The organism is Allosphingosinicella sp. (assembly GCF_036387215.1).
In the GTDB taxonomy this organism is placed as follows: domain Bacteria; phylum Pseudomonadota; class Alphaproteobacteria; order Sphingomonadales; family Sphingomonadaceae; genus Allosphingosinicella.
This window is the reverse complement of the sequence record NZ_DASVUE010000361.1, coordinates 1-12101: the sequence shown is the minus strand read 5'-3', so window position 1 is coordinate 12101 and position 12101 is coordinate 1. Positions and strand designations below refer to the sequence as shown.

Sequence of the window (12101 nt, the reverse complement as noted above, 5' to 3'; positions counted from 1 at the left end):
GATCGGCGGCGGACCTGCGAAGCGCGCTTCGTTCGCCGCCAGATGCGCCTCGATCCTTTGCACCTGTCCGACCGGGCTGAACAGCAATTGCCCGTCGAGGCCGCCGCCGGCGACATTCAGCCTCCCGGTGAAGCCGCCGGGATCGCTTCGCAGCATGCCGCTCGCGCTCGTGCCCGAGACGTTGAGCGCGGCCACCTGGATCAGCGCCGGCTGCCCGGCCGGCAGCAGGATTGCGCCGTTCGAGCGGAACGGCCCGAGCGTGGACATGCCTTCAGCGCGGTAGGCGAAGCCCTGCGCCGTCGGATCGAGGTTCAGCAGGACGTTCGCGAGCCCCATGGCGTCGTTCGGCCGCGCCAGACGGATCGCCATCTTCGGACGGCTGATCTTGCCATCGAGGCTCATCGCAAAGGCGCCGTAGGTCGCCTGCGTGCCGGATCCTTCGAAGAAGAAGGTCCCGTCCTTGCGCCTGAAGCCGTTGCCGGTGGCGCGGAGCGACGGCGCCGTCAGCTTCAGGCCTCGAAAGTGAAGGATCCCGTCCGAAGCGCGGATGAGGCCGGTGTCGATCTGCGGCAGCCCACCGGCAAGGCCGAGCAGGAACCGGTTGTCGAAGCGGCGAACCCAGGCACGGCCGCGGCCTGTCACCAGCGTGCCCTTTCGGCCGGGCCCCGGCACCACCTTGAGCTCCGTCAGCACGTCGACGATGCCGAGCCCGGGAATGAGGTAGCGGCTGAGGCCTCCGGAAATGATGATGTCGAACTGCCCCGTGGCAAGGTCCACCAGCAGGCTGATCTTCCCCTTGAGCTTGTCGGAGGTGAGCGCCAGCCCCTCCCCCGTCACCCGTTTCGAGTTGACCTTCAGCACCCCCTGAACGCGAAGGTTCGCGAGGATCCCGCCCGCTACATCTCCAACGCCAGTTACGCGCCGCGCCGTCAGCAGCACCGGCACGTTCACGGGCGAAGCCGAGAAGCGGCCGCGCCCCTCCACCCGCACCTCCTCGAATCCGGTGCTGTTGAACCAGACCCGGGGCGAGGTGATGCGATAGGCGAACGCGGCGCGGCGGAAGGGCCCGTTGAGCAAGCCGGTGAGCCGCACCCGCTCACCCCTCATGTTCCGGAACAAGGTCGGCGGCTGAAGGAGGTCGACGCCGATCCGGACGCCCTCAAAGCTGCTCTTCGAAAGATCGATAACGCCCCGGCTTTCGAGCTTCAGCGCCGCCGATCGCAGCGAAAGCCGCCCGTCCAGCCGCCGGTCCTCGAACGTTGAGCGGGCGTTCACCAGTACCGTCGGAGCCGTCAGCCGCGCGGCCTTGCCCCTCAACAGGCCTTGCGTCGCGAGCCGCCCGGAAAGGCTGTAGTTGCCGTTCGCAGCCCTCAGCGTCAGATCGGCGCTGCGCCGGCCGGCGTAATCCAGCTGCGCCCGCCCGCGCCACGCGCTCCAGCGGCCGTCGCCTTCTACCCTGAGACCCACCGGCATCCGGGTGCCGAGCAGCGCACCGACCACACTGCCCGCCGGCGCCTGGAGCCGCACGTCCAGGTCGAAGCGGTTCCGGTCCGGCTCGGCGTCGATCAGCAGCGACAGCCGGTCGCCGCCGCCGCGCACCACCGCATCGAGATCGACAAGCGCCCGCCCGGAGCGGATGTCCGCCTGGCCCATGACCGCGGCGATGCGGCGCTGCCCCGCCACCCCCTTCTCCAGCAGCAGCTGCGCGATCCGAAGCCGCCCCACCCGCACGTCGAAGCCAGGCAGGATCGGGCCCGGCTCATCGCTGGGAATGAGCTTCGGAAGCCGGTGAAGCACGACCAATTCCGAGGCGAGATCGTCGATCACCAGCCGGTTCGTTAGCCAGGCTAAAGGTTGCCATTCGACATCTATGAGCGGCGATTCAGCGAACAGCCCCCTGGGATCGTAGACGCGCACGTCGCGCAGGCGCGTTTCGCCCCAGATCGAGCCGTCGATCCGGCCGATGCGGATCTTCAGCCCCGATCGCGGGCTAAGCGCCGCCACCCGGTCGGCAAGGAAGCGATGGCCTGGAGCGGTGTCGAGGAAGGCAAGGAAAGCGCCCGCCGCGAGGAGCATAACCAGCAGCAGCCCGATAACCCACTTCGCAAGACGCGACAGCCAGCGCCGCCGCCGGGGCCGCGCTTCCGCTTCCTCGCCGGGCGGGGCGGCCGGCGCCTCCGCGTCCATCAGAATGCCTGTCCGAGCGACACGTAGACCGCCACCCTCGATTCACCCTGCCGCCGCCCCAGCGGAGTGCCGACGTCGATGCGGATCGGCCCGAAGCGCGTATGGTAACGCACCCCGATCCCGGCGCCGAAGCGCAGGCTGTCCAGCCTCGGCAGCTCGGACGTGTAGATGTTGCCGGCATCGATGAACGGCACGATCCCGAAATTGCCGACCCGCACCCGCGCCTCGAGCGCGAATTCGGCAAGGCTCCGGCCGCCGATCGGATCGTCGAACACCGGATCCTGGGGCCCGAGCTCCTGATAGCCGAAGCCGCGCACCGATCCGCCGCCGCCGGCGTAGAAGCGGCGGGATGGGGCGATCCGGTCGCGCTCGGCGCCGGCGATGGTGCCGAGCCGGGTCCGCCCGGCGATCACCACCGTGGGCGTCACCGGCTGGTAGAAGCTGGCGTCGATCTGCAGCCGCGCATAGCCGAACGCGCCGCTCTGCAAGGAAGCTTCCGGAGAGAAGCGGCCGGAGAGGCGGAAGCCGCGGGTCGGATCGAGCAGGTCGTTCGAACCGTCATAGCTGAGGGTTGCGGGCAGAGCGCCGATGAAGAAGGTGCGCCGCCGCGTCGTCGCGGTATCGACATCGACGTCGCGCTCGTCGGTGGCGATGAGATCCCCGCCGACCGACCAGGTCCACCTCTTCTGCCAGATGATGTTGGTCTGCCGCTCGATCGCCGCGCCGACCAGGAAGGTTCGCGCATCGTAGGCCTGCCGATCGACATGGCTGGCGGCGATCTGGGCCGTCAGCACCTGGTCGCGCTTGCGGAAATTGTTGCGCCGGAGCGTCGCCGCAAGCACCTGCTCCTGCGTACCCACCACCCCGCGGAACCGCACCGCGCCCTCGGGCCGGATGAGGTTGCGATGCTCCCAGCTCAGCTCGACGCGGGCGCCCTCGCCAGTCCCATAGCCGGCCTCGCCGGCGATCGTGCGCAGCGGCGCCGGCTCGAGCGTCACGGCAAGGTCCACCACCTCGCTCCCCTGCCGCGCCACCGGCCGGATGTTCACTGTAGAGACGATGCCGGTCGCGACGATCGCCCGCCGAAGGTCGTCGATCATCGGCGTCGACAGCGTCTCGCCTTCGTCGAACCGCGCGATCTCGCCAAGATGGGCGGCATCGAAGAGCTCGCGCCCCTCGACGATGAAGCGGCCGAACCGCCGGGTGCCGTTCGGCTGCACCGGCAGCACGAGGCGCACCGTTCGGGTCGCGTGGTCCACCGCCACGTCCATCGTGCCGACATCGGCGAAGGCATAGCCGCGCCGGCCGAGCTCGGCCCGGAGCGCCGCCTCGCCCGCGGTCACCGCGGCGGAATTGACGGGGTCGTTCGGATCGATCCCGAACGCTTCCTTGAGCGCCGCCGCATCGGCTCCGGCGGCATCGATCCCGGGGAGCGCCACCTCCGCGAACCGGTATTGCGGCCCCGGCTGCACCTCGAGCGTGACGAGCGCGTTGCCGGCGCCGGCAGCCGCCTCGATCCGCGTCGCCACCTGAGCGTCATAATAGCCGTAGCCGCGCAGCAGCTCGCCGAGCAGCACTGCATCCTCGCGCGCGCGCCGGTCGATCTGAGCGGCGTTGGCGGGATCCTTGCGGTTCGCCTCCAGCGTCGAGAGCTGCTGGAATTGCGCCGTCAGCCCCTGGTCCGCCGCAGCGTCCAGCCCCTCGATGCGCACCGTATAGGAGCGCTCCGTCTCCGCATCGGCGATGGTCGTGTCGGGCCGGGCGGCGACCGGCTCCGCCACCTCCATGTCCGGCCAGTCGACGCCGAGATCCGGAAGCGGGTCCATCGGCGCCGATGGATCTAGCGGCCGGTTCAGCTCGTCATAGGGGGTGGCGTCCTGCGCGGCGGCGGCAGCGGGCCATAAGGTAAGGGCGGCGGCGGCCAAAGCGGCCGCCACAGGCCGCCCCGCAGCGACTTGCAACATGGCGCGAATCTAGCCGCCGCCGGACCGCTCCGCCAGCGCGCATTTTGCGTTGGATTCTATCAGTTTATGGTGCCGGTGACTTCGCCCGCGCTAAGCATCTCGATGGTGCGCTCGATCTGCTTCCAGTGGCAGAAGTGGATGACGTTCCCCAGCGAACGGCTGCGGCTGGCGCGCTGGGCCGCTTCGAGCCCGGCATGCTCCCCGAAGCGCGCGATCAGCTCGTTCGCCTCGGCGAGCGCCGCCCGGTCCTGGACATGTACATATTGATGGCCGTCCTGATGCACGCGCTTCCCCGCTCTTCTGTCTTTTCCCCGCGCCCGCTCTAACGCCGCCTCCCTTTCGAAATGCCGCACCGTCATCGTGAACCTGCCGTTCACTATGACTGGCGGAGCGCATTTTCCCCTGCCATTGAGCGCCGATGAACGACCAGCGCACCCCCGGCCGCGCCGGCGGCTCCATCCTCGCCGCCGCCATCATCGCGGGCGTGATCGGTGGCCTCATCCTCGGCCAGCCGAGCATAGGCTTCCTTGCCGGCGCGGGGGTCGGCGTCCTCGTCGCGCTGCTCCTGTGGCTGCGCGACAGGAGCCGCTAGCACGCCAGCGCGCGAAGCCGCGGAGGTCAGGGTGTCGTAGGGGCGGCCGGTATAGCCGAACCAGCCGGCGAAGGTCTGCGTCTGCCCATATTCGTCGTAGGAACCCGACAGTCCGGTACTGGGAAACCTCCTGGCAATTCACCTCCCAAGCTCCAGCCACGACCGCCGTTGTTTCCCCCTCTCAGCAGTGCTCCCGCCCCCCCACTCCTGCTGCCGGTTACTACGATTTCTTGCTCCAAGTGGCAGCCGTTTTTGTCACACACCCGGACCCACTTGAAGCCGAATGGATCAATCCGATTCACCGGATCTCCACCCGCATAGGGATACATGTTCATCCCGTCGCCATATCTGATCGGATCCGGCTGCATGAACCTCGGCAGCCTCGGGTTGAACATGCGGGCGCGGGCGTAATAGAGCTCGCTCGCCGTCTCGTAGGGCATGCCTGCAAAGCCGAACCGGCTGGCGAAGCTCTGCACCTTGCCGTAGTCGTCATAGCGGCCGATCGCGCTTGCGCCGCCGTCGCTCACCGCGTTGACGATCGAGCCCCGCTCGTCCGCCAAGAGGAACGAGCGGGTGGCCAGCCCGGAGCCGCCATATTCGATCATCGGCTCGTCGATCGAGGGGCCGTGCACGAACCTCGAGGTCTGCGTCCCGGCATTGTTATATTCGCCGATGCGGGTGGTGCCGTCGTAGAGCGTGCGAATGCTCCCCGCCTGGTACAGCCGGTCCAGAGGATCGTAGGAGAGCCCCAGCGACCAGCCCGAGCCGCCGACGCTGGTCAGCAGATTCTCGGAGTTGTAGCCGTAGCTGTAGCCGAGCGAGGGATCGTTGGTGGTGTTCCCTCTCCCATCGTGGCCGATGGTCGTCCCGTTTTCGGTTTGCAAGCTGGTTCAGCCCGTTGGCCGGCGTCGAGGTCGTGCCCGCGCTGTCGCCGCTATAGGAGTAAGCATCGTTGTTGCTCTCGCGGCTGATGATTTCTCCCGCCGGGTTGTAGGTGAAGCCGAACGTCACATCCTGGTTCGTGCCGCTATGCACGATCTGCGAGAGCAGGCCGGAATTGCTGTGATAATTGTAGCTGGTCGCCGCACCATTGGCTCGAGTGACCGACTTCCGGCGCCCGAAATCGTCATAGCCGAACGTCGCCAGCACGGTTCCCGGGCTGAACGGCCCGGAGCCCGGCTGCTGGATCGTCCTCAGCTCGCCGGTGACGAGATAGGTGTAGAGAGCCGTGAACCCGCCCGGATCGGTGAGCGCCGTCCGCCGGCCCGCAGCGTCCCAGCTCGAGCTCACCGTGCCCAGCGGCCCGCTCTCGCTCAGCTGGCGGCCGAGCGCGTCATAGCTGAAGCTCAGCGCATGCCCCGGCTGCGAGGCGGAGGTCAGGCGGCCAAGATTGTCGTAGCCGTAGGTCGCGTCGGGCTCCGCGCCCGGCAGGTTCTTCAGCGTCAGGCGACCCAGATTGTCGTAGCTGAAGAAGATCGTCTCGTTCGCACGGTTCCTGAAGCTGGTGATGTTGGAGGCCGCGTTATAGTCGAGCCGGTGCGGACGGTTTAAAGCGGTTCACCAGCTACGGAGACAAAATGGAGCCGGCCCAGGACGCATCGACTCCCCATCACCGATCTTTCCGAAAACTACCAAACGCCCTCCACGCTCTTCGATAGAAGAACCGATGTCTCGGAATGATCTAACGGGTCGATCGCCGCAGGCCCCCAGAGCCATTGGTAAGAGACTGGATGTAACGGCGCATCCACCAGTGGCTCAATCAGCAATGAAATCGTGTGCCAATTTGAGGGTGAGGTCCTCCACTCAATCCGCCTTCCAGTGACCTGAACTCCAAAGTTTCCCATATTGCCTAAGCAAAAACTATCGAAATCACTCAAGTGGAAAGACGCATAATTTTCTAGTAGATCCTCTCGGTTGGGAACATGACTGAGTAAGCTGGTTATCTGTTTTAGCTCCACGAATCCTGTATGATCGTTTCCAAAGAGCCTTATTAATGGACACTCCCGTGCTCCGGATGAGAGATAATCAATGATCATAGATCAACTCCTGAATAGATCACACACACCTGCCTTGAGCGTAGCAGTGGTTCCATTGTTGAGGCGTCATGGATGGTACCTCGTAAATATGCTGCCACGGCGAATTCCAGCGCGTCCAGGGATTATGATCCCAATGACCTTGTTTGTGCCACTTGTCGGGAGAGTGCCACCGCCAGTGCCCTCCTTTCGGATCGACCCACCTGGGGTCGCCTCGGCTGCCCCTGCCAAAGGTTTCGCCATGTCTGAAAATCCAATCAGGATTCCAGCCCAGTAAAGCCGCGCCTTGTAGTCGTAGCGGCCGATCTCGCCGATCCACTTCTGGCCGGTATACTGGAACCGCCCCACGTTGGTGCTCGCCGGCACGCCATATTCATCGTAGCGGTTGATGTTGGTGACGGTGCCGGAGCCGTTGCTGACCGCGATGATCGAGCCGCGCTCGTCCGCATGCAGGAACCTGCGGTCGCCGGTGCCGGTGCCCTCGTACCAGACCAAAGGCTCGTCCACCCCCGGCCCGTGCACGAACCGGCGCTGGAGCGTGTTGAAGCTGTTATACTCCGCGATGAGGTCGGTGCCGTCATAGGCGAACCGCGTCATGGCCGTGCCCGCCACCTGGTAGAGCCGCATCAGCGGATCGTAGGCGAAGGTCGCTCCGCCGCCGCTCGTCAGCATATTCTCGGAGGAATAGCCGAACGTGCGCGTGCCGTCGGAGGTGACGTTGCCCTTGGCGTCGTAGCCGATCGGAGTGCCGCCGAAGCTGACGAGCTGGTTCACACCGTTCGGGACCTCGCTCCGGCTGACGCTCGAGGCGCTGAACTCATAGACGTCGTTCGAGCGCGTCCTGAGCAGGATCTGCGAGGCGGGATTGTAGCTGAACCCGGATGTGAGGAACGGCGCCCCGCTTGCGCTCTGCACGAGCTGCGACAGCCGCGATGCCGGATCGTAGCCGTAGCTCGTGCTCGTCCCCTTGCCGCGGGTGAGGCTGGTCCGCCGCCCGAGGTCGTCATAGCCGAACGAAGCCAGCACGCCGATGCCGAACGCGGCGCCGTTATCCCTGATCGCGGTCATCTCACCGGTTGGAAGATAATCGTAGGTGAGGTAGAGCCCGCTCCCCGGATAGGTGAGCCGGGTCCTCCGGCCGGCAATGTCATATTGTGACGACGCAGTCCCCTGCGGCCCCGCCTGCGTGAGGCTCCGCCCAAGCGCGTCGTAGCTGAAGCTGAGGCTGTTCCCGGAGTGCGAAGCGGAGGTTGTCCGTCCCAGAAGATCGTAGCCGTAGGAAACGTCCGGCTCCGTGCCCGGCAAATCCTTCAGCGTCGGGCGGCCGAGCGCGTCGTAGCTGAAGCCAATCGTCTGGTTCGCACGGTTGCGGAAGCCCGCCACCAGAGGCGAATTCTGCACGCCCCCGTTGCGGCTCTCATAGACGAGCTGTTCATAATCGTTCGCGTTGCTCGTTCCGGCGCCCTCCGTCGGGCGGGATAAAGCGTTTTCGCCAGCCGGTCATGGCCGCGAAGTTTGGTCGTGAGAGCAACAAAAAGAAGAAGAGCCGGGGCAGAGCGCCCCGGTCTCGACCCAGATAATTCTGCACTTCTTATTGCCTGCTACTTAGCGCAAAGTTCAGCTAAAGCCTGATCCCACGATCGCACCTGCGACCAACGACAAGATTACAAGCGTAAAGGACATATAGAACCTGTGTTCCGGCGTGCCGTTAGCTAACACCCCTATAACTAACGGAAATACGATCATCCAAATCAGATTCAACGGAGACCTGTAGTCTAAGGATCCCGTCAGATAGCTTAATCCAGAAGATACCGCAACTACAGCAACTGCCTGAATAGATTTGCTCATCATTTAATCTTCTGCACTATGCAATTGCTTCTAATGTAATTTGCTGCTTTCAACGCATTCACGGGTAATCCCATCTGGTAGAATGGCCAGTTCAGAAAGTGTCCAGCTGAACGCGTAGAAGATGTAATAGTGGCGGTGTTTAAGCCGTTATTATGCGAGTCATTAATATAGACTTTGATAACGTCAGTGGACCCCGGAATAGAACGTTCATAAGCATAAGGAGCGTGGCTTGAGTGGACCGGGCGCCATCCGTTCCGAGAAAAATCAGGCAAGCCGCTTATTCGTGAAAACTCGCTCGTGAGCGCACTTGTAGTCGGTCTACCATTTCCCTGTCCGTATATAGATGCAAGAGCAGAATTGGTAGCCTCATTCATCATGGCCGGTGACGGAGGCAGCAGCGGACATGCTTGAGGCGTCCTCGAGCTCTCCGCCGTTTCCGTCGGTTGCGGCGCGCCACCACCGCCGCCGTCCATAGCGCCTCCTCCTCCGCTGCGCCCTCCGCCCAACAGTGCGCCGGCATTGCCCCAGCCACCTCCCCCACTCCTGCTGCCTCCGCACACGACGAGGGCGCCTGCGTCGCCCTTCGCAGCTTCCGCTGCCTTTAGGGCTTGGCATTGCGCTTGGGTTTCTAGTCCCGTTGGATCCGTGAAGTTGACCGGATCGCCGCCGACATAGGCGTACATGTTCACGCCTGAGCCGTAGCCGATCGGGTCCGGCTGCATGAACCGGCCGCCCCCGGGCCAGTACATGCGGGCCTTGTAGTCGTAGCGGCCGATCTCGCCGATCCACTTCTGGCCGGTATACTGGAACCGCCCCACGTTGGTGCTCGCCGGAACGCGATATTCGTCGTAGCGGTTGATGTTGGTGACGGTGCCCGAGCCGTTGCTGACCGCGACGATCGAGCCGCGCTCGTCCGCATGCAGGAACCTGCGGTCGCCGGTGCCGGTGCCCTCGTACCAGACCAAAGGCTCGTCCACCCCCGGCCCGTGCACGAACCGGCGCTGGAGCATGTTGAAGCTGTTATATTCCGCGATGAGGTCGGTGCCGTCATGGAGGAACCTTGTGCTCCCCGCCTGATAGAGCCGGTCCAACGGATCGTAGGAGAGCCCGAGCGACCAGCCCGAGCCACCGACGCTGGTGAGTTGGTTCTCCGACGAGTGGCCGTAGCTGTAGCCGAAGCTCGGATCGTTGAGGGTATTGCCCTTCGCATCATGGCCGACCGTTGCCCCGTTCCGGCTCTGAAGCTGGTTCAGCCCGTTGGCCCGCGTCGAGGTCGTGCCGGCGCTGTCGCCGCTATAGGAATAGGGGTCGTTGTTGCTCTCGCGGCTGACGATCTGCCCCGCCGGGTTGTAGCCATAGGTGAACGTTACGTTCTGGCTCGTGCCCGAATGGGCGATCTGCGACAGGCGAAGCGCCGCATCATAGCCGTAGCTGGTCGCCGCACCGTTCGCTCGGCTGATCGAGGTGCGAAGGCCGAGCTGGCCGGCATTGGTGGCGGGATCATAGCCGAACGTCGCCAGCACGATCCCCGGGCTGAACGGCCCGGAGCCCGGCTGCTGGATCGTCCTCAGCTCGCCGGTGACGAGATAGGTGTAAAGAGCCGTGAACCCGCCCGGATCGGTGAGCGCCGTCCGCCGGCCGGCAGCGTCCCAGCTCGAGCTGACCGTCCCCAGCGGGCCGCTCTCGCTCAGTTGCCGCCCCAGCGCGTCATAGCTGAAGCTCAGCGCATGCCCCGGCTGCGAGGCCGAGACCATCCGGCCGAGCAGGTCGTAGCCGTAGGTCACGTCCGGCTCGGTGCCGGGACGGTTCTTGAACGTGGGGCGGTGATGCAGAAGGAGCTGGTAGCTCTGCGCCAGCCCCTGCGTCAGTTAATTAGGTACTGTGTCCCGGAATTCCCGCCTGCGTTCTGCACCAGCTGGGAGAGACGCCACACGGCATCGTAGCTGTAGCTGCTGGCCGTGCCGTTCCCCTGCTGACCGAGGTGCGACGGAAAGGATATGGGAGCCGACGCACGTGTAAGTCGACTGCCGCCTCAATCTACAGGTGTCGTGCCTCAAGCTCCTTTACATATAATCTACTTAGATCGATCAACAAAACATCTGATATAACCTAAAGGGACCGCCCAACTGGACCACTCACTGGTAGGCTCCCCTAAGAAATCCAAGAATGATCCATGTGGATGTATCCGCATTTCGGAAGCGTATATATCGTCTGATTTGGAAATCCTATTATAGAATATAACATGACTTAATCCAGGTAATCCAATCCACAGATCGATACTGTTAACAGACAATGAAGAACAGAATAAGGTTGGTATATTTCTATTTAACATATCAGATGCAGATAGTTTCCAGTGCATCAAATAATCAGACGCCGACCATAAATGGTGGTCTGAAAGTACTATCTCTGACTCCCCTCCCAGAAATAGTCTGCCTTTCGAGAACTTATCTCCATTAGCATCCACTTGAGGCTCATCTGAATATACCATCCCAAATTTGCACATTATTTTCCAATCCTCACGGTTAGATCCCTGTTATACGTACCTAGTCGGTTGCCCTTCAGATCATACATTTTCCAGAACCCCCCTTTATGCCCATCGATATCACGTGTGAGCAAGCGCGCCCCCTTCTTGTATACGTTCTGGCGATGAGAGCGTCTGGATCTGTCTAACTTATACCCCAGGTTGGCTGCTTCTCGGGTCTCGTCGAGACTACGCATTGTCTCTTGAGTTTCACCTGCTGGCTCAGGGAAGAACACTCCTTCGATCACAGCACCAGCCAAACCCTTGCCAATAATTTTTACAAATTTCGTGGCCTTCCGGCCGTTGACGACAATCTCCTGCACAAATTCGTTAAGCGGCGGCCCCTCATTGTGACCGATCCCGACCGGAGGCCTTTGGCCGCCGCCTCCTGGTCCGTCTCCGCCGGGTCTCCGGATTTGAGCTGTTACAACAATCTCCTGGCCGCCGCCTCCCCCACTCCTGCTGCCGGTTACTACGATTTCTTGCTCCAAGTGGCAGCCGTTTTTGTCACACACCCGGACCCACTTGAGGCCCAACGGATCGATCCGATTCACCGGGTCGCCCTTCACATAGGCATAGAGGTTCATCCCGTCGTCGTACCCGATCGGGTCCGGCTGCATGAACCGGCCGCCCTGGGGCCAGTAAAGCCGCGCCTTGTAGTCGTAGCGGCCGATCTCGCCGATCCACTTCTGGCCGGTATACTGGAACCGCCCCACATTGGTGCTCGCCGGCACGCCATATTCGTCATACTTATTGATATTGGTGACGGTGCCCGAGCCGTTGCTGATTGCGACGATCGAGCCGCGCTCGTCCGCGTGCAGGAACCGGCGGTCGGCGGTGCCCGAGCCTTCGTACCAGACCAAAGGCTCGTCCACCCCCGGCCCGTGCACGAACCGGCGCTGGAGCGTGTTGAAGCTGTTATACTCCGCGATGAGGTCGGTGCCGTCATAGGCGAA

The 12101-nt window shown here is 63.5% G+C and carries 7 protein-coding genes and 2 pseudogenes; 1 reads left to right on the top strand and 8 read right to left on the bottom strand.

The window, feature by feature from the left end; translation table 11 throughout:
• The 3 genes and pseudogenes from VF662_RS14410 to VF662_RS14400 form a co-directional block, all read right to left on the bottom strand.
• Positions 1 to 2187 (bottom strand): annotated as a pseudogene (locus VF662_RS14410) (translocation/assembly module TamB domain-containing protein); the annotation flags it as partial.
• Positions 2187 to 4151, bottom strand: a complete 1965-nt coding sequence (locus VF662_RS14405) for an autotransporter assembly complex protein TamA (protein ID WP_464142483.1) — start codon at positions 4149 to 4151, stop codon at positions 2187 to 2189. The pseudogene VF662_RS14410 and the gene VF662_RS14405, both read right to left, overlap by 1 nt.
• 59 nt (positions 4152 to 4210) lie before the next feature.
• The gene (locus VF662_RS14400) at positions 4211 to 4435 is read right to left on the bottom strand and encodes a hypothetical protein (protein WP_464142481.1); all 225 of its coding nucleotides are present in this window, start codon (positions 4433 to 4435) and stop codon (positions 4211 to 4213) included.
• A 134-nt stretch (positions 4436 to 4569) separates the two neighbouring features.
• Here VF662_RS14400 and VF662_RS14395 point away from each other — a divergent pair, with 134 nt between their 5' ends.
• A complete protein-coding gene (locus VF662_RS14395; protein ID WP_464142479.1) occupies positions 4570 to 4743 on the top strand; it encodes a hypothetical protein in 174 nt (57 codons plus the stop codon).
• Between the two features lie 26 nt (positions 4744 to 4769).
• On the opposite strand, the gene VF662_RS14390 is transcribed toward VF662_RS14395, so the two are convergent.
• The 5 genes and pseudogenes from VF662_RS14390 to VF662_RS14370 form a co-directional block, all read right to left on the bottom strand.
• Positions 4770 to 5627, bottom strand: coding sequence for an RHS repeat-associated core domain-containing protein (locus VF662_RS14390; RefSeq protein WP_464142477.1), 858 nt, complete (start codon positions 5625 to 5627; stop codon positions 4770 to 4772).
• A 298-nt stretch (positions 5628 to 5925) separates the two neighbouring features.
• Positions 5926 to 6264: pseudogene (locus VF662_RS14385) on the bottom strand (RHS repeat-associated core domain-containing protein); the annotation flags it as partial.
• Positions 6265 to 6845: 581 nt separating this feature from the next.
• Positions 6846 to 8177: a hypothetical protein gene (locus VF662_RS14380; protein ID WP_464142475.1), complete on the bottom strand. Its 1332-nt coding sequence runs from the start codon at positions 8175 to 8177 to the stop codon at positions 6846 to 6848.
• Between the two features lie 446 nt (positions 8178 to 8623).
• Positions 8624 to 10408, bottom strand: a complete 1785-nt coding sequence (locus VF662_RS14375; RefSeq protein ID WP_464142473.1) for an RHS repeat domain-containing protein — start codon at positions 10406 to 10408, stop codon at positions 8624 to 8626.
• Between the two features lie 718 nt (positions 10409 to 11126).
• A partial coding sequence (locus VF662_RS14370; RefSeq protein WP_464142471.1) for an RHS repeat-associated core domain-containing protein occupies positions 11127 to 12101 on the bottom strand: 975 nt, incomplete at its 5' end.

Coding starts and splice junctions, on each gene's coding strand:
- VF662_RS14405 (WP_464142483.1), bottom strand. CDS start 4,151: ATGTTGCAAGTCGCTGCGGGGCGGCCTGTGGCGGCCGCTTTGGCCGCC.
- VF662_RS14395 (WP_464142479.1), top strand. CDS start 4,570: ATGAACGACCAGCGCACCCCCGGCCGCGCCGGCGGCTCCATCCTCGCC.